The organism is Paraglaciecola mesophila (assembly GCF_009906955.1).
GTDB classification, from domain to species: domain Bacteria; phylum Pseudomonadota; class Gammaproteobacteria; order Enterobacterales; family Alteromonadaceae; genus Paraglaciecola; species Paraglaciecola mesophila_A.
The window spans coordinates 2448462-2468575 of record NZ_CP047656.1 but is presented as its reverse complement, the minus strand read 5'-3'; the positions used below and the strand labels follow the sequence as shown (position 1 = coordinate 2468575).

General features: G+C 44.7%; 9 protein-coding genes. 5 read left to right on the top strand and 4 right to left on the bottom strand.

What is annotated here, in order from left to right; translation table 11 throughout:
- Nucleotides 1–169 precede the first annotated feature (169 nt).
- The 4 genes from FX988_RS10420 to FX988_RS10405 all read left to right on the top strand — a co-directional run bounded on the left by FX988_RS10420 (nt 170) and on the right by FX988_RS10405 (nt 15914).
- Nucleotides 170–12346: an Ig-like domain-containing protein gene (locus FX988_RS10420; RefSeq protein WP_160179673.1), complete on the top strand. Its 12177-nt coding sequence runs from the start codon at nt 170–172 to the stop codon at nt 12344–12346.
- Between the two features lies 1 nt (nt 12347).
- Complete coding sequence (locus FX988_RS10415) at nt 12348–13073, top strand: outer membrane beta-barrel protein (RefSeq protein ID WP_160179671.1); 726 nt, start codon at nt 12348–12350, stop codon at nt 13071–13073.
- A 28-nt stretch (nt 13074–13101) separates the two neighbouring features.
- Complete coding sequence (locus FX988_RS10410) at nt 13102–14283, top strand: diguanylate cyclase (protein ID WP_160179669.1); 1182 nt, start codon at nt 13102–13104, stop codon at nt 14281–14283.
- 134 nt (nt 14284–14417) lie between these two features.
- The gene (locus tag FX988_RS10405; RefSeq protein ID WP_160179667.1) at nt 14418–15914 is read left to right on the top strand and encodes a catalase; all 1497 of its coding nucleotides are present in this window, start codon (nt 14418–14420) and stop codon (nt 15912–15914) included.
- Nucleotides 15915–15964: 50 nt separating this feature from the next.
- On the opposite strand, the gene FX988_RS10400 is transcribed toward FX988_RS10405, so the two are convergent.
- From FX988_RS10400 to FX988_RS10390, 3 genes are read right to left on the bottom strand one after another with little or no spacing between them, the layout of a single operon-like run.
- On the bottom strand, nt 15965–16543 hold the full coding sequence (locus FX988_RS10400; RefSeq protein ID WP_160179666.1) for a paraquat-inducible protein A: 579 nt from the start codon (nt 16541–16543) through the stop codon (nt 15965–15967).
- A gap of 21 nt (nt 16544–16564) precedes the next feature.
- Complete coding sequence (locus tag FX988_RS10395; RefSeq protein ID WP_160179664.1) at nt 16565–16993, bottom strand: hypothetical protein; 429 nt, start codon at nt 16991–16993, stop codon at nt 16565–16567.
- A 1-nt stretch (nt 16994) separates the two neighbouring features.
- Complete coding sequence (locus FX988_RS10390; protein ID WP_160179662.1) at nt 16995–18266, bottom strand: hypothetical protein; 1272 nt, start codon at nt 18264–18266, stop codon at nt 16995–16997.
- A gap of 325 nt (nt 18267–18591) precedes the next feature.
- On the opposite strand from FX988_RS10390, the gene FX988_RS10385 reads away from it, so the two are divergent.
- Entirely contained in the window at nt 18592–19122 is a 531-nt protein-coding gene (locus FX988_RS10385; protein WP_254700777.1) for a hypothetical protein, read from the top strand.
- Nucleotides 19123–19157: 35 nt separating this feature from the next.
- Here FX988_RS10385 and purU read toward each other — a convergent pair whose 3' ends face one another.
- Complete coding sequence (gene purU, locus FX988_RS10380; protein WP_160179658.1) at nt 19158–20012, bottom strand: formyltetrahydrofolate deformylase; 855 nt, start codon at nt 20010–20012, stop codon at nt 19158–19160.
- Nucleotides 20013–20114: the final 102 nt, after the last annotated feature.

Below are 20114 nucleotides of genomic sequence, written 5' to 3'. Positions count from 1 at the left end.
TTTGTCCTGCTCGCTATCGGCTGAAAGCGCTAAATCTCGCTGTAAGGTAAGTAGACCGTGTGATGTCAGGTTTTCTTACACTAAAGTCGAATAACCGAAAGTTCAATGTTTATAGCGCATTCCTAAGGCTAAGATTTCACAGTATTTTTAGCCAAAATGAAGATTGATCATGCGCCAGTTTTTTAAAGCCAGTTTACTCTGTGTTTCATTTGTTGCTTTTCAAGCATATGGAGCGACTCCCTCAACCACAAACTCCTTACCTGCTGAGGTGTTTTCAGGAGAGCAAGTCTGTTTCGATGCTAATTTTAGTAATGCCGGTACAACAGGGTATGGCCCTTATTTGCGGGTATTTATTGATCCTGAGATTACATTAGACTCTGTATCTGTATTCGGCAGTAGCGTTGATGTAACCAATGTTGGCACTTTTGGCGCGAATAACACCCTTGAAGATCCTAAGGTTCAATCCGATGTGACCGGGACTGAAGGGGATACATTGGCAGTGTTTTCATTACCCTCTGGCTCAGTGGTCGCAGGTGGCCCTGCACTTACCAGTGAGATTTGTATTACCGTAAATAGTTCAGCGGATATTGGCGCGCCACTATCGCTAGCATTGCAACCTGTTTATGAGTTTGGCGATACAGCGACAGGTGACAATGGTCCGATCGAAGGAAGTAGCGTGAGTGCTAACATTGCACCAACGGTAGTCAACTACGAGTTCACCAATAACGCATCTGAGTCAGAGCGTGTGCCAGGTGCAGGGTTTGCCGTTGCTTTTAATCACGTGGTCGATGTGGCAAATACCAAGACCCTTACTGCACCGCAAATTGTTGATAATTTAAGTGCGTCATCGGCATTTATTAGCTCAGCGAGTTTTAGTGGTGGTGATGGCTGTGCAGTTGATAGTGAGCCGGCAGCCGATGCTGTCGCTGGTCAAGTACTAGGAAGTTGTAATAGCATAACAGGTGGTGCCTCTGAAAATGATGCAAGCTTGAGTTATTCGATATACGTTGGAAATGTATTAAACGGTGCAACTTGTGACGTTATGCCAATTACCCACTCAAGCACATTTGATAGCGAATTCCCTGCAGGAACGTCGCTCAGCCAAACGGCACAAGACAGTAATTTCACCGCTAAACATTTAGCCATTCAGCAAACTCATTCCAAAGAAATTCTGGTGCCAGGCGACACTTTTACGGTGACCAATCGTATTCAATTGACAGACTACGAAACAGCCAATGCCCTTGTTGTTACCGATACACTTGATGATGGCTTAACCTTTACCAGTCATAACTCTATGACGATAGACACAAATGTTCCCATTACGCCGACGGTCACTGTAAACGGCGATAGCACCACTACACTAGAGTACGATGTTCACTCAGTGACGGGTGACTTAGCAGCTGGAACTGAAATAACCATAGTTTATACTGTCACAGTCGATCAAACCTATGCCTCAACAGGTGATCCTGTGTTGGCAAATGACAGCTTAAACACGGCCACTAATGCGGTCTATGGTCTTACTGCAGGTGCTGCATCTTGTTCTGATAATTCCAATGACTCTGTTGCTGTACAAACAATTTCAACGTCGAAAGTTATCGTTAACCCTTTAGCTGAATACGCCCCACAATCGCAGGTCACATTCAGATTAACAATGGAAATTCCGTCTGGTGATACCAGCGGTATTGTATTTGAAGATTATTTCCCCCTACCTATTTTTGATGTGGCTGATATTAACCTGTCGTTTGGAAATGATATCGTGTTGGCCAGTACTGATACTGCAGGATTATCCCCCAGCAGCATTACGGTTGACGGTAGTTCAAACTTGTTGCGTATTGAATGGCCTAATCTAAGTAGCACTGAAACTGAAATTATTGCCGTGGATGTAACCGTTACCGTATCGGACGAACCCTTTGCCGATGGTTTGGAGTTAACTAACCTATTCCAGGGAGCAACTAACAGCACGCAAAACGGTCAAGCAGTCACGTTAAAAGGTCGCTCATTAACCGTTCGAGCGCCTGTTCTGTCTGTTGTATTTGCAGACGACATAGCAGATGACATTGTAGATGCAGGTGATGTTATCGGCTATACCCTAACCATTACCAATGATGGTGGGGCACCAGCTTATGATGTCACAGCATCCTCACCCGCCGCCACAGGACTTGATGATGCGGTTTTAAACCAAGTAACAGTCGATGGTATGACGACGACGGCGTATACAGGCACACTTGCTGGAGGCGACTTCAAGTTAGATGATCCTTTAGCAGCAGGAAGCGTCGTGGTGATTACCTATTCGCGAACGGTTGCTGACAATGTTACCCCACGCCAAGAAATAGAATCAGTGACTAATACAGTGTGGGCGAGTAATACCAATGCAACGGCTTTCCCAACACAAGTGGCGACAACTGACTTGGTTGTTGATGGGCCGGTAATCAGTACAACGATTGATTCCATTTCACCTAACGGTAATGGCAGTAACTTTGTGGTGGGCGATACGGTTACTTATTTAACAAGCGTGACCTTACCAGAAGGACAAACACCGGATTTATCCTTGGCGTTAAGGCTGCCCGCTGGGCTGTCTTATGTCGCTTCTAGCACTAGCGTAGATAACGCTGGGTTCAATGGGACGGTTGACACAGCTCCAACGGTAACAACAACTGGCAGTGTTGCTACTCGTCAAACCATTAATATCGCGTTTGATAGCCCTGCAACTACGACCGTAGCCGAAGACAACGATAATACCAATAACACTTTTACCTTTACTATTGAGGCTCTCGTTGAAGATGATGCAGCCAATAGTGCGACAACATCAGGACAGAATAAGAGAATTAACAGTAGCCTAGATTACACGGGCAAAACGGGGAGCAATGTCGCATCATCTGTGGCGCGTAACTTTACCGAGCATGTACTGGCGACAACGACATCTGCTAGCCCTGCTAGTAACTTGCAAGCCGGAGACACGGTAACCACAACCATTACCGTAGAGAATACAGGTACGGCCCCTGCCTATGATGTGGTCGTGACGAGCGCGGTCAATGCAAATATATTCGATTTGACGACACCGGCGCAAGGCACTACACCTGCAGGGTATGCTTATGCGTACTCAAGCCCTAACATTACCTACACATTAGGAGCAGGCAGTTTGGCAGCAGGTGATAGCGTTACTTTCACCTATACAGCAGTGGTAAAAGATGATGTGCAAAGTGGTGCCACATTCAGTGTCGATGCGTCGTCAACGGGGGATAGTCAAGACGGCGACACGGCGGTTGAGCGCGACAGTTCAGACACGGATAGCAGTGATGTCAGCACCGCCAACCCTACGGCAGATTCTATTGCCTTAATTGCTTCTAGTGAAGCGTGGACAGCAGACTCAGGCACAGTAGAACTTGCCATCGGCGAGATTGCGACCTATGAATTTGAAGTGACCCTACCAGAAGGCGTGACCAATGAAACGGGCAGCAACTCTATTGTTGAGGTGACATTGCCCGATGGTTTTCAGTATTTAACGAATACCGCTTTAATAAGAGGGGAATTTGATACTAGCCTTACCGGTAGCAATAGTGGGGCACTTAATAGTACCAACACCAGCATCACCCCAAGCTTTACCAATCAAATTTTAGCATTTGATCTTGGTGATGTAACAAATGCCGATAATGATGCTAACGCTGAAAAAGTGATTGTGACCTTTGATGCCTTAGTACTTAATACGACTGATAATAATCGTGCTGACACGAAAACCTTAACGGGACGCGTACATTACGATAATCAAGCAAACGCTGCCCAAGCAGATTCAACGCAAACATCTGCCAAGGTTGCTTTGCCTAACATTACGCTAACCTATGTTGCCAGCCCCGATAGTGTAGATGGTGGCGATACCGTGACTTACACATTAACAGCAACGAACACCGACGGGGCAAATGTCACACGCGGTTGGGAATGGTTAATTGAAGATTCGCTTCCAGCACGCTTACAGTCTCCTGCAATTACTGGCGCAACATTATCTCGAGGTGATGTGGATATTGCTGCTTGTGCGAGCTTTAATGGGAATGATCTTACCGTCGATAGCAGTTGTTTAGCAGCGTCAGAGCGTTACCTCGGGCCAGATGAATCAATTGAAGTGGTGTTTACAGCCCAAGTGGACCCCGCTATTGGTTTCGAGGAGGAAGTAACGAATACCGCAACAGCGAGTGTTACCAGTCTACCCAGCAATAATGGTACAGGGGATGTTACCCCTGGAACGCCTGGCTCAGACACAGGCGAGCGTAATGGAACGCAAAATAACAATGACTCAGGCCAAGCTGTCAATAATTTAACGGTCATGACCAGTGAAGTCATTACGTCAGGGGCACCGACAGTGTCTTTGGTCACATCCAATGAAAATGCCCAAATAGGTGAAACGGTTACGATGACCGCTACCTTCAGCATTCCTACCGGCTCTACCGATAATTTCGAATATTCCCTAAACTTACCAGATGGTTTGACGTACAGCGGGTCACCAATCAGCATCACCTTGCCTGATAACGATTTTAGCGCGACTAATTCACCTAGTACCACTCCGGCGACTACCACGAATCCGTTGGTGTTAGATTTTGGAACCATCACCAACAGCGCCAGCACGTCTCAAGTCATCACCATAGATGTTGATGTTGTGGTTGATAATATTCTGGATAATCAAAACGGCACGACGTTAGAAGCTAAGGCTGAGTTGGGTTATGACGGCGCAAGTACACCGATACCTAGTGCGCTGGAAACCGTAACCGTAATAGAAGCGAACTTAGACATTCAACAGACCATTACCGCCGGAGCAACAGGCAGTGATGCTGGCGATACAATTTCCTATCAGACGATCATTACTAACACGTCAACTGATGCAACAGCATATTCGGTTGATTTAGCGAGCTTAATTGATGCAGGATTACTCGGTGCGCCTGATGGAACCGGCAGCGGCAATGCTTTTAGCAATATTGTGCTTACAAACACCTCGGATCTTGTTGTTCTTGAATCAAGTAACACCCCTGTAACTGATGCTAACCTTAGCCAAGTTGAAACCAACGCTGCTGGCGATACGTTACAGTTGGCTACAGTTGACTTCCCCCCAAGTGGCGTTCTCACGTTAACCTATGATGTCGTCGTTAGTAATAACGCCGCCGCAGGAGATGTGTTGGGTAACGATTTCAGTGCTAGTTATTCAAGCCAGCCCAATGACCAAGGCCGCGACGGCTCAAGCGTAAATAGTGATGATGATAGCGATACGTTACTGAATAACTACAACGAGTTAGCGAGCAGTGAGTTAACCGTAGCAAATACCTTGGCAGTACAGTCTTCACTCAACTCTGTGCACACGACTAATGATGTGACTATTGGCGATACAGTGACGATAGATTTACGTGTAGATGTTATTGAGGGTGATATAGCAAATGTGATCATCAGCAATGAATTGCCTGACGGCTTACGTTTTGAATCTAGTTCGATAAGCGCGGGTAGTCATATAAGCGTTACAGGGGATGCCAGTGGTTCAGTCGATGGCAATAATCTTGTTACTATCGATTTAGGAACGGTAAGTAACATAGCGGATGCAGATAATAGCAATGACAGTTTTGTCATCAGTGTTGTCGCCACTGTGATTGATGAACCCGCTAATGCTCAAGGGGTGACATTGCAAAACTCGGTAAGTGTCGCTGGGGGAGGAGCACTAGCAGGTCCGGATACGTTAGATATCGATATTGTAGAACCCGCGTTAGTCGTCGCTTTAACGTCCAATCGTGACTCCGTCACCCTTGGTGATACCGTAACTTATACCTTTACGGCTACGCCACAAATGAACCGCACCAATGCTTTTGATACTAGCTTGCAGGTGGCGATCCCTGAGGGCTTAACCTATGTCGACGGCAGTTTTATGGGGCAAAGTGTTGACGATTCTGACCCAACAAATTTAGACGTTGATTTTGGCACTCTCGCCGTAGTGGACGGAGCAAAAACGTTTACCTTTGATGCTCGTGTAGACAATGATGCAAATATCGGTGAGCCATTAGTGGTATCTGTGCAAAATGGTGTGTATTCCAGTGCATCGGGCGCGAATTCAGATGAACGCTCTTACACCTTTGCTACGAGTAAGTCGGTAGTCAGTGATGATGCTAATTTCATTGCAGCTGACCAAGGAGTCGTGTTAGCTAACGACCTAAACGGCAACGGTTTTGCTGATCCAGGTGATACTTTGCTATACACGGTGAGCTTGACGAACAATGGGACAGACGCCACTCAAGTTACTTTCGAGGAAGGTATACCAGCAAACACCACATATGTAGCCAACTCTGTTACCACGGACGCCGGCAGCGCTGATGATACTTCAGGTATTTCAGTTGACGTTGGTGATTTAGCTGCAAATGAAACGGCTACGGTTACATTTCAAGTGACGGTGAATGATAACGTGCTATCAGGCACTGTTATCTCTGCACAAGGTGTTGTTGATTCAGCTAATACGGTGGCTGAATTAACAGATGCGGACGCAAATGATGCTAATGGTGATCAGCCCACGACACTTCGCATAGGTGAACCAAGTGAGGAAATAACGAATTTATATGTTTCTCAAGCTGCACAGTTAGTCACTGACAATGACAGCGATAATGCTATTTCCGCTGGTGACGAATTATTAATTACCTACGTCGTTAACAATGCAGGTAGTACCACGCTCGACAACATCGTCCTTGCCGATACGTTGCCGGATGGATTGAGCTATGTTGCTAACTCCATTCAGATTGATGGTGCGAATACAGCCAGTGTGGTAGACGGCAGTATCAGTGGGAATATCACCTCTCTTGCAGGTAATGATAGCGTTGTTGTTACGCTTTTGGTTACAGTTGACTCACCCTTGGTGGATAATAATGGCGGTAGCGACGATGAAGTTATCGTTTTACAAGGTACGCATTCTAGCGACCAAACGGGTCTACAATTAACGGACAGCAATGGTGTTCAGCTGGATGGCTATCAAGCACTTAACATTTCAATTGTTGATGGACAAGCTGGTGCACCCGACCTTGAATTTAGCCAAACTTGGGAGCTAATAAGTGACCAAAATGGCAACGGTCAAATTGATCAAGGAGATACGGTAAAAGTTAATTTAAGTGTCTTGAATCAAGGCTCAGCAGGTGCTGAAGGTGTGCAAATTAACCAGGCTTTACCTGCTGATACGCAACTTATTCCTAACAGTGCGTTGGTCAGCCAAGGCGTTATCGTAAGCGATGAGCCTTATTTGGCAAATGTGGGAGATATTGCACCTGGCAATATTGTTACAGGCAGCTTTGCTTTCATCGTTGATAATGTATCTGATGGCACTGTGCTTGAGGGACAAGCTACCGTCGGGGGCGATAACTTTATTGATTTAGGTTCTGACGATAATGCTTTAAGCGATGACGGTACTAACCCTACGCTAGTCACTGTCAGCGGTGGAAGCGATTTATATGCGGTTCCTAGTTTCGTCCTCACTGATACATCAGATGTAAATACGGACAATGCTGAGTTTGTTCAGGGGGAGACCTTAGAGCTTGCTATTAGCATGGTTATCCCTGCCGGCAGCACGAACGATTCAAACTTTTCTTTAGTGCTTCCCGAAGGATTAGCGTATTTGGCTAACACCGCTACGTTGACACGAGTGTTCGATACCGGCCTAAGTGCAGGTAACGATCCTGGTCAAATTAATAGTACCACGAGTGATGTATCAACCAATGTTGATAGTCAAATACAACTCAGTGGACAAGCTGTTAATTTAGCGTTGGGTGGTCTCATTAATTCTGATAATGATGTGAATGATGAGCAGTTTATTTTGACCTTAACCCTTGATAGTGACGCTATTATTCCTACGCAAAGTAGCGAAGACTTAGTCGCTCAAGCTGCGTTTAGTTACCGAGATGGTCTTGGCCAACGTCAAACATTAAGCGCACAGGATGTGACCTTGACGCTGCTAAATCAGTTACCTGTTACCAGCCCTGACACTTTCAATATCACTGAAGATGACACGAGTGCGGCATTCAATGTGGTTGCAAATGATACTGACGCAGATACAGGGCAAACGATTCGGGTTGCATCTGTTACCTCTGTATCAGGTAATGGTGTTGCGAGTGTGTCTGCTGACGGCACAAGTATTGATTATCAACCAGCTGCTGACTTTTTTGGCACTGAAACCGTTACCTTTATTGTGTCAGACGGCGCCGGTGGAACAGATACCGGTACTGTAAGCTTTACGGTTGCAGGTACACCGGACGCACCGGTTGCCGCTGCTGACCAAACAAGTGTTGCCGAAGATACAATATTAACCTTCTCCGCGTTAGCGAATGATATCGACGTGGATAACGACACGTTAAGTATCGATAGTGTATCCGTTGATGTTGGGACGGTGAGTGTAAACGGTGATGGTGATATTGTGTATGTTCCGCCAAGTGACTTTAATGGTCCAGCCGTAATTACTTATGTAGTGGCGGACGGTACAGGACTGTTTGACAGCACAACCGTTTCAGTCGATGTGCAAAATGTAAATGATTTGCCTGTCGCTACAGGAGAAACAGCTACTATTGCCGAAGATACGACACTTAATTTAAATGTATTAAGCAATGATTCTGACGTCGATGGGGATACATTGAGCGTTGCTTCGGTTAGTGCGTCTGTTGGCTCAGTATCGGTGGGAAGTAATGGCAATGTAATCTATACACCGCCTGCAAACTACTTTGGGCCAGTGACGGTTAATTACACTGTCAGTGATGGTAATGGCGGCACGGACGATGCGAGTATTTCCTTAACGGTGACATCAGTCAATGATGCACCTGTTGCTAACAGCGACAGTTACGGCACCTCTGAAGATCAAAGTGTAACAATATCAGTATTAAATAATGACATTGATGTTGAAAGTGATGCCTTAAGCATCACACAGATTTCTGTTGATGCCGGTACGTTAGCGCCAAATGGCAACAATACTTATCTGTATACACCAGCAGACAATTTTAACGGTACTGCGACTATCAGTTACAGCATTAGTGACGGAAATGGTGGAACAGCCAGCGCAACATCAACGATTAGCGTAGCAAGTGTTAATGATTTGCCTGTGGTTAACGGTGAAACCGCGACGATCGATGAGGACGGAACATTAAATTTAGATGTATTAAGTAATGATTCTGACATCGATGGTGATGTATTAAGTATTGCCTCAGTAAGTGCTTCAGTCGGCACTGTGAGTGTGGGCAGTGACGGAAATATAGTGTTTACGCCGCCAGCGGACTATTTTGGCCCTGTTACAATTAACTACACAGTGAGTGATGGAAATGGTGGGGCAGTTAGCGGTAATGTCGATCTAACCGTGAACTCTGTTAACGATGCTCCTCAGTTAACTTCGAATCGAGCAACAATTAGAGCGTTTACGGATTTAATTGAGCCTGTAAATATCGACATACTATCCAATTTTGAAGATGCCGATAGAGATCCTATAAGCATTTCATCAGCGGGCAGCGCAAATGGAACGGTGCAAATTAATTCGGATGGCAGCATTACGTTTGTGGCAAATGACGGGTTTGTAGGAACCGCAGAGATAAACGTCTGTGTGTCAGATACCAATGATGCCGTCACCTGTATTGTCGTTCCGGTGGTTGTGGTAAATCCGAATCTTGCTCCTGTATTAACCGATTTGGTCGTATCTGTACAAGAAGACGGTAGCTTGCCACTAAATTTAGTGGGAACAGATGCTGAAGGCGATGCATTAACCTATACCCTGTTAACTTTGCCTAACGGTGAATTAATTGGTGATATGCCAAATGTTATCTATAACCCACCAGAAAACTTCACCGGTCAGGTTACCTTTACGTATCAGGCTAATGATGGCCAGCTAGATTCAAACATTGCAACGGTTACAATTGACGTGCAGGGTGAGAACGATGCGCCATTGGCAGTTGACGATGTATTTACCCTAACAAGTTTCGAACCTGCCGTTTTAGACGTACTTGCAAATGACACTGACTCCGACTCAGTTACATTACGCATTGTAGGTGCGACGGCCACAATCGGTGACGTTAGTTATACCGACAGCATTCTGACGTATACCCCAGTTGACGGTTTCATTGGAAATGCCATCATTGAATACAGCATTGAAGATGCACAAGGATTAGCTTCCAATGCGCGTGCCGTGGTTACAGTTACGCCTGATGGGGTGGAGCTACTTCCGGTTATCGACGTACCTGAAGATGTATTTATCGATGCTAACGCTTTGTTTACCAAAGTTGATTTAGGAGTGGCTTCAGCCGTGGATCGTTTCGGTAACCCGCTGCCTGTATCCTTGGTGGATGGTGTGACTTTCTACGAGCCTGGTGTGAATACCGCATTCTGGTTAGCTGAAGATGGTGAGGGTCGTCAACGGATTGCCAGTCAGTTCGTACGTGTCAGACCACTTGTGTCGATTGAAAAAGATCAGAGTGTGCTTGAGGGGCGTCAAATCACAATTGGTGTACATTTGAACGGTACGTCGCCTGTGTATCCTTTAGAGGTGCCTTACAGCGTGACGGGCACTGCTGATGGCAGTGATCACAACCTGATTGATGGTGTACTCGTTCTTGAATCAGGTAGTGATGCGTACATTACCTTTGAGTCATTCACTGATGCGGATAGCGAGGGAACTGAAACCGTTATTGTAACGCTGGACCCAAGCCTCAATCGCGGCAACAAGTTTGAGCACGTGGTGACCATCCGAGAGGATAATGTCAATCCTGATGTGGCCTTGTTTGCAAAACAAGGGGGCAATAACAGTATATTAATTGCTAAAAATGGCGGTTTAGCCACCGTCTTTAGCGATATTACTCACCCTGATACAGATAACGAGTATGACTTTGAATGGGAGAATTTAGAGCAGGTGTTGTTTGATGAAGACAGCAATCTTGACACCTTTACCTTTGATCCCAGTAATGTTTCGGTTGGTATTTACCGCATTAGCTTGCGCATAACTGACAGTGACGCGCCTAACTTTGGTGATGTGGAAATTATTTACTTAGAAGTCGTAGATGCTTTACCCGTGCTGACATCAGTTGACTCTGACGGTGACGGCATTCCTGATGATCAAGAAGGATTTGATGACAGTGATAGAGACGGCATTCCTGACTACTTGGATGCTATCCCTGAGTGTAACGTGCTGCCAGAAGAAGAGGCGTTCACCAATGGTTATTTAGTAGAAGGTGATCCCGGCGTGTGTTTACGCTTAGGCAACTTTGCCATCGATGCAATTGAAGGGGGAGCGAAGATATTGGATGAAGATATTGAGCTTGACTCTGATCTTATCCCTGACCCAGACGCAACGAACGTTGGCGGTATCTTCGACTTTATTGCCTACGGCCTGCCAGATGTTGGTCAAGCATATAAAATCGTGATGCCGCAAATTCGCCCGGTTCCACAAAATGCAGTGTATCGTAAATTCTATGTTTCAACGGGCTGGTTCCTGTTTGCTGAGTCTGAGTTGAATCGCGTATGGTCAACAAAAGGCGAACCTGGCTTCTGCCCACCTCCTGGCGGTGATGTTTGGCAGCCTGGGTTAAATGAAGGTGATTGGTGTGTGCAAATTCAGATTGTCGATGGTGGCCCGAATGATGCCGATGGTATCGCCAATGGCACGATAGTTGACCCTGGTGGCGTTGCGGTGATGGGGGTTGGGCAAAATGAGTTGCCTGTGGCTAGCGACGATGAAGCAGAGTTATTGGTTGATACTAGTGTTGAAATAGCGGTACTGGACAATGACACTGATGCTGATGGAGATACACTAACAATTACTTCAGCTAATGCTGCTTTTGGTGAGGTTACCTTTACCTCTACAAGCATCATTTATACACCCAGAGATGGTTTTGTTGGGGAGGATATCATTCAATACGGTATTAGTGATGGAAATGGTGGTACAGCCTTAGGGGTGGTGCGACTTGGCGTTATCACCAATAAGGCACCCATTGCCCAAGACGATAGTGTCAGTATGACAGTTAACCAAAGCGTGACGGTCGATGTATTGAGCAATGATTCGGACCCAGATGGAGAGGTGCTCTTTATTGTTAGCGCCACTGCGCAAAATGGTACTGTGGTGGTTAATAACGATTCCACATTGACCTATACGCCTAACAAAGGGTATGTCGGAACAGATGTCATACGTTATGGCATTAATGACGCTGATGGTGCGTTAGCTGAGGCGCAATTAGTGATTACCGTCAACCCAGCCGAGGTGCGAATTGAAAACACCGGTGGCGGGGGTGGTGGAACATTTGGTTGGATGTTGCTTCTTTTGGCGCTAGCCGGCGCGACAAGAGGGTATCAAAAAAATGTATTTACCCGTGGAGGACGATGACATGAAGTGCATAAAAATAGGGTTAGGCCTGGGGTTATCGCTAGCGTTAGGGCAGGCCGCTTGGGCGCAAACTGCGAGTTCAGTGCAGGAAGAGTCCCTGTTGCCGAAACTTGCCTCAAAATCACTGTGTGTGGTTGACGACGATTGTTTGTTTGAGAACTGGTATGTACAAGCAAGTTTAGGCTACGCGTCAGGGGCTAGTTCAGAACAAAGTATCTATAACGAGGCGCAAAGCATCGGCTTTGAAGTGTATGACATTGATGTGGATGACTCTCGAACTGCGTTTAAATTGGGCGTCGGCACATCTTTGAGTGAGAAATTCAGTTTAGAATTTGGGTACACGGATTTAGGAGAGGTGAGCACGGCGTTTACTACGACCACCATTGAGCCAGAGAAATTCCTTGATCTGGCTAGGGCCATCCATCCTGAATCAGTAGAGGGTTTTACCGCTAGCCTAAATTATCAATTTTGGCGTCATCAAGACTGGTTTTTTAATGTGCGTGGGGGGCTATATATATGGGAAAGTGAATACGATTCTCGCGAGGTATTCAGTGACACCCCATTACCTTCACTGGATGGCGAAGAAGGTCTTGACCTGTATTTAGGAGTCGGCGCGAATTACCGTTTATCAAAACGTTTTCAAGTGAATGTGGAATGGGAGAGATACTACCTTGAAAGTGACGACGTGGATTTATTTACCTTAGGCGTGAGTTACCACTTTCATTAAGTGCAAAACAGCATAGAGGCGTGACAGCATGGCGGCAATCTTTACTAAGTATAATCGACCTGGTTGTATACAAGGAACTATGCTGACAAGCATCGTTTATTTATTACTGAGTGGATTGTTGGCCATATTCGTGCATCTAACATTGGATAAAGTTATCCAGGCGCAAGCAAATGCTGCCCAAGAGGTGAACATAAGTGGGCAGCAACGCATGTTGTTACAGCGTGCCAGTTTATTTGCCACAGCCTATTTATACAGCGAAGACATGGCAGCTAAGCAAACTAGCTTGCAAGCGTTAGGTGCGATGCAAGCGAATCATCAACAATTGCTTGAACCACATTATAAGGCCCTTAAAAGTGGTTCAATATCACCTTTGTCAACTGAGTTGCAAGCGTTGTATTTCACAATAGATAACAATGTAAGTGATCAGCTCAATGCATTTTCTGAGCAGATTTATTCCGTGTTAAATCGACAGATTGACCAAGGTACAACTAAGTTAGATGCAAAAGCCCTGATGGAAATGGCATACACGCCTTTACTGAATCGCCTAAATGAGGTGGTTTACCAATACGAAAGTCAAAATAAGGTGAGAATAAGCACATTAAAACTAGTGCAATTCGTGGTGTTTTGGCTGATCGTCGCAATGATGTTTATTGGCCTACTGTTTATTGTGTTTAAAGCTAGAAAGCAGCGAACACGTACGACTATTTCAGATATCTTACAGGTTGATGTAGAGCAATCGAATCCTATGTTTAATCATAAGGCATTTGAATTATCTGCATCTAAACTTATTGCTACTGCGCGCAGACACAACGAAACAATGAGTATATTGGCTTTTGATATAGATCGCTTCTCAAGAATACTCACTCACCAGGGGCATGACATGGCTGAGAATGTATTATCCCATGTGGCGCAAGGCTTGTTAATGATGTCACGGGAATCTGATTATCTTGGGCGCGTTGCCGATGATAAATTTGTGCTACTCCTGCCGAAAACGTCAGCGGCACAAGCGTTATGCTTGGCGAATAAAATTCGCACGTTTTTTAACGACACCCATGCCCAGGGGGCACCAAATGGTATGCATATTTCTGTGAGTATAGGAGTAACAGAGTTAGAAAAAGAAGACAGTATGCTACAGCATATTATTTCTCGCGCTGAAAGTGCCTTGAGAAGAAAAGTAAATCAAGGTAGTGGCAGGGTGTGTATGGCTTAATAGATTCACTTGATTAACTCTATCTAGTTTCCCGCTTGTTCTTTTGGTCGTTAACCTTGCTACCATAACCCAATATGATCTACTAACCTACGCAGTACGTAGTGATATTCAAATGAAGCAATGGAGAAAATCGAATGACAAATAAGCCGAGATTAACCACCAGTGCAGGTGCGCCAGTGCCTTCAAACCAAACGTCTAAATCAGCCGGAGCGCGAGGCCCTTTACTGCTTACTGATTACCAGTTGATAGAAAAACTTGCTCATCAAAATCGCGAGCGCATTCCAGAACGTGCGGTACACGCAAAAGGTTGGGGATTAAAAGGAAAATTCACCGTTACTCATGATATTAGCCAATACTCTTGCGCCAAATTATTCTCACAAATTGGTAAAACAACGGAAGTACTAAGCCGTTGGTCAACCGTAGCTGGCGAATCAGGAGCCGCAGATACGGAGCGTGATGTACGTGGTTTTAGTCTTAAGTTTTACACCGAAGAAGGTAATTGGGACATGGTAGGAAACAATACTCCTGTGTTCTTTATTCGTGACGGCTTCAAGTTCCCTGACTTTATTCGCACACAAAAAAGACATCCTAAAACAAACCTTCGTTCCCCTGAGGCAATGTTTGATTTCTGGGCTGCCCAGCCGGAATGCGTACATCAAGTGACCATTCTCATGTCTGACCGCGGGATCCCAGTAAACCCTATGTATATGAATGGTTATGGTAGTCATACTTTTAGTATGTGGAATAAAAACGGCGAACGTCATTGGGTTAAATTCCATTTTAAGACTCAGCAGGGACATAAGCACTATACCAATGCTGAGGCTGAAGCACTTACCGGTAAAACTCGAGAGGCGTATCAAGAGGATTTGTATAACGCCATTGAGGAAGGTAACTTTCCCAAATGGACCATGTACATTCAAGTGATGCCTGAGCTGGACGCGGAAAAGCAGCCCTTCAACCCTTTCGATATTACCAAGATTTGGCCTCATGCTGACTTCCCATTAATCGAAGTAGGTGAGCTAGAGATGAATGAAAACCCTGAAAACTACTTTCAGATGGTTGAGAATGCTGCTTACAGTCCGTCTAATGTGGTGCCTGGCATAGGTTACAGCCCAGATAAAATGCTGCAAGCACGTGTGTTTTCCTATGCTGATGCCCACCGTTATCGCCTGGGGACACACTATGAAGCATTGCCAGCAAACGCGGCGAAAGCATCTAACGTGCAGCATTATCATAAAGACGGTGCGATGCGTTTCTTTACCAATGATTTTGGTAACCCAGATGCTTATTACGAACCGAATCAGCATAATGGACCAGTGGCAGATGCCAGTGTCGAAGAGCCGCCTTTGCGCATTGACGGTGATGCTGCGCGCTATGATCAAGTTGAAAGCGATGCTGATTACGTACAACCTCGCGCTTTGTATGAAATGTTCAGTGCAGAACAAAAACAACGCCTTTATGATAATTATGCTGCTGCAATGGGGCCATGTTCACCAGCAGTTAAAGAACGTTGGTATGCGGTACTTGAGAAAGTGCACCCTGATTATGCGAAAGGCGTGTGTCAGGCCAATGAAAAGCTAGACAGTGACACGAACGCTGTACCGATCACGGATGATACCCCGGCACGATAAATACATGCAGTGACAACAAGAAAGGCCGCTATAAGCGGCCTTTTTTATACTTATGACTCATTATCGAGTCGCTTCAATGTATAAGGAGATGTAGCGATATGGCTGGCAAGTAACGAGAGTAAACAATAACCAACAAAATAGAAAAAGCCGTCGCCAGCTGCAGAAAGCGTTTGAGTACTGATATCAATGCCTAAGGTAAAACCGAATAGCGTAAGGGTTTCTTGAGATAAGGTATCAGCATGGTTGGTGGATAAAATCGCTAAAAACACGGCCACGACAAAAACGTCTGCCATCGACCATTTTCCTATTGCTGATACAAACTGAGCTAGGCTTCTTCGGACGTTTAGATTGCGGGTAAAGTAAGCCAAACTCATCAATATCGTTTTTAGTATTGGGACGCATACAGAAAATAAAAAAATAAGTGCTGCAACAAGAAAGCGATCTCCTTCCCATAATTCTTGCACCGTATTGAGGATAGATAGTTCTTTGTCTATTAATGTGGATGAAATACCGGCCGCGTTTAACAGGGCTGACATTTCCATGTTTAATGCAAACATGGGGAGGGTAATGCCGGGGATAAATAGCCCAATAGCAATAATATTTAATGCGAATGCTACGTGTCGTTTCAAAAAAGTAATCTCAGAAAGGCTTTATTTTTCGAAACGATAAACCACTTTCAATGAATCATCCACCTCTGATTCAAGCACATAACCTATTGTTTGTTCTGAGCGACGCAATTCATCTAGCATTTCATCATTAGTGGCATAGCTACTGGGAGGGCTAGCACGACCCGAAAAGAGCAATCGAGCCCAGTAGGCATTAATTTTTTCCTCACTTTTATTGACCAGCAAGCGATAAAATTTTTGCTTCTCATCGCTGCCAGCAACACGATCCAGTGGTTTGGCGACCACACCATTTGGAAAGGTGTCATACCTGCCCATATAAATGTCAATGATTTGTGTCTTACTAAGCGTTTCAATGGGATTGCTTTTACCAACAACGACAACCAAAGCCTGTGCTGAATAGGCAAAGGATACGAACAAGAAAAAGGTGATGAGTCGGAGCATGAACTGGCGCATATTAAAACACCCAATTCAAGCTAAGACTTGCTACATTGACAGTGTGGTCCGGTTCAGGCTCATTAAATACACGCCATAAAGCATAATCATCGTCCGCGATAACAGTATGATCTAACTGTAATTTCGCCACTAAAGAGGCAGAGAGCATCCATTTTACACCTAGGCTAAAGGTATGCTGCTTAGTGACATTTTGCTCAAGCGCTTCACGTATTATTGGCCTGAATGACTGGATTGCGGCCGCAATGGCGGCAGGAGCGCTTGGGGAAATTTCTCCAACACTATCACTCAAGTTGTTTTTAGTCGGTTCTACTGCGGACACAGTAGCAAAATACGTCATACCGTCATTTTGATATCCCAAGCTAACGTAGCCAGATACTGTATCTCTTTCGATATCCCACTGCGAATTGATGAAACCAATTTCAGATTGCAGCAGCCAGATGTCGTCATCATAGCGATAACCTAAGCCAAAAAATTGCTGCTTTTTACCGACAAAATCAAATCGCTCCCGTATGCCTGGCCCACCAGGCCAAATGCTAGGAGGAAACGCCGCAATAGCTTGGTCAACGATGTTAAGGTCGGCACTAAATTCATCTACTTTTGCATCCAAAAATGATGCTCTAACCTGCCAGTTATTTTGCTGATATGACGCTGAGGCCATTAGCATATTGGTAAAATGTACCTCTAAGCCATTGCCTGTAGTCGAGATGGATGTGTCAGTTTCGCCATAGCCTAACTTTGCGATAAAGAAGCCATCACCGAGTGAACGCTTATAGAGAATATCTCCCCCTTCGAATTGAGAGACTGATGTTACTTTAGAGTAGAACTCTGCTGGTGGACGAGCCCAAAGGTAGGCATAACCCACAGATTTATATTCTGACAAAAAGTAAATGTCGGTATTCATACGCCCGCCGCGAAACGCTAAGCGATTATTTAACCGGTAGCGTAAAAATGCCACATCTAAATAGTTAATCGCTTTTTCATCGAGTTTGTCGCGGTATACAGCCTGAACCACTGCATCCCATTTTGGATTGATGTTGATGTTCGCTTGCAGGCCTATCAATGAGTCGGGTGCTAAAGACAAACCTGTGCGACCAGGAACTTTTAAATTAGGACGAAACCCTAACTCATCGCTATCGTTATAGATTGCCCCTAATGTAGCAAAACCATTCCATTTCACTTTGTCATTTGCGGCGAAGCAATAGGTCGATGCACATAAGCTTAGCATTAAAAAGCAGGTAGCAAAGTGCAGTGGTGAACGTTTGTAATCTAGCATGATCAACAATTTACTCGGTCTTTAGCATTTAAAATACGATGTTTGTCCTTGATACAGAAAATAATAGGTTTGCATCATGAAACTAGGACTTACCTTGGTAAATAGCCTCTAAGTGAGGTAATTCATATGTTGTTGTGACTATTAATGCGGTAATTTGCCAGAAGTATAGTGGTTATTATTAAGTTATTAGTATCAAAAAGTATACTAAATAATGCGCACCAATACCCTTATTCCATCATTGCGAACTACAGTTAAAGCCTGTTTAAAACGGTGTAGAGTAAGAACCTTGCGCTTAGTTATTTGCCTTTTTACTATTAGTTTTGCCATGCAATTATCTGCAGCTGAGTTAAATTGGCAGCAGACATTACAATGGTTGAAGCAATCGTTACCGCAAAGCACTGAACTCGATTTTAATAAAAAAAGTATTAAATTCGACGGGTGTCACCAACGAGATTATCAACTGACTTTTCATCAAAAGTTTGGTGATGTGATTTCTGTCGATACTCAAGTGGGCTATGTCAAAGGTGAACTAAGTTGGGGGGCACATAATCAAAAAACAACCACACGTCAGTGGGCTATATTACCTCGCTATCGCCTAAATCATCATGTGAGTTTGGGGTTGGGGTACATTAGACAAATGGACACCAATCTTGAAACCTCTCAAGGAGCTGATATTCAACTTCCTGCGAGTAATCAATGGTTATTGAGTTCGCGTTTTATGTTGGACTCAGAGCATCAGTATGTTGAGGTCGCTTTATCGCGCGCCCTTTGGGAAGCAAACGACGCGGGTCATACTTGGGCCGGGCAAGGACGCACAGACAAACATATCAATTTGGTGTACGTCGCAAACTTTTAGTATTCACTTAAGTGGCTTGGCCGCTTTGCGTTTATTTAGGCAAATACGACAGTTTTAGAGCGGTGAATAATCACTCTATCTTCTAAATGATAACGAACACCATTGGCTAATGCTGTTTTTTCACAATTTTTGCCTTTACGAACCATGTCTTGTGCTGAATCACTATGGCTAATACGCATGACTTCTTGTTCAATAATCGGCCCTTCATCTAAGTCACTAGTTACATAATGACAGGTTGCTCCGATTAATTTCACACCTCTGTCATAGGCTTGCTGATAAGGTTTTGCACCAGCAAATGAAGGCAAAAAGCTGTGATGAATATTAATCGCTCGCCCAGCTAATTCTTTGCATAAGGAGTCAGGCAGAATTTGCATGAAACGGGCAAGTACCGTTAAATCAATATTGTATTGCTTCAGTAGTTGACTAATTTGAGCAAATGCAGCCTCTTTTCCTAAGGTTTTGAAATCAATCCAATGAAATGGAATGCTATGCCAATCAGCAAATTGTTTCATTTGTGGATGATTGGCAATAATGCATGGGATCTCACAGTTCAGCTCTTTGCTGTGCCAGCGGTGTAATAAGTCCATTAGACAATGAGATTCATGACTGGCTAACAAGGCCATTCTTGGCTTTTTGCTTGAATCTACCAGCTTCCAATTCATCGAGTATTTGTCGGCGATTTGGGTAAAAGCCAGACGAATTTGCTCAATATCCATAGTAAGCGAATTGGTGCAAATTTCATGGCGCATAAAAAAGCGCCCCGTTTGCAAGTCAGTATGGTGGCTAGCTTCTACAATGGTGGCGTTATGTTGAGCTAAAAATTGGCTTACGCTGGCGACAAGGCCAACTTGGTCTGGGCAATCGATGACCAGTCTTAATGTTTGTTCCATGGTGAAATCATCACTTCAAAAATTTGCACCTGTTTTACCTTGCCTGCATTGTAAGGTAAATAGCGAATCGTTATTGATTAGCTCAATTAGTATTATTTTTTG

Bases quoted from the DNA above. Each gene is read 5' to 3' on its own strand.
- FX988_RS10420 (WP_160179673.1), top strand. From the start codon at position 170: ATGCGCCAGTTTTTTAAAGCCAGTTTACTCTGTGTTTCATTTGTTGCT.
- FX988_RS10415 (WP_160179671.1), top strand. From the start codon at position 12,348: ATGAAGTGCATAAAAATAGGGTTAGGCCTGGGGTTATCGCTAGCGTTA.
- FX988_RS10410 (WP_160179669.1), top strand. From the start codon at position 13,102: ATGGCGGCAATCTTTACTAAGTATAATCGACCTGGTTGTATACAAGGA.
- FX988_RS10405 (WP_160179667.1), top strand. From the start codon at position 14,418: ATGACAAATAAGCCGAGATTAACCACCAGTGCAGGTGCGCCAGTGCCT.
- FX988_RS10395 (WP_160179664.1), bottom strand. From the start codon at position 16,993: ATGCGCCAGTTCATGCTCCGACTCATCACCTTTTTCTTGTTCGTATCC.
- FX988_RS10390 (WP_160179662.1), bottom strand. From the start codon at position 18,266: ATGCTAGATTACAAACGTTCACCACTGCACTTTGCTACCTGCTTTTTA.
- FX988_RS10385 (WP_254700777.1), top strand. From the start codon at position 18,592: ATGCAATTATCTGCAGCTGAGTTAAATTGGCAGCAGACATTACAATGG.
- purU (WP_160179658.1), bottom strand. From the start codon at position 20,012: ATGGAACAAACATTAAGACTGGTCATCGATTGCCCAGACCAAGTTGGC.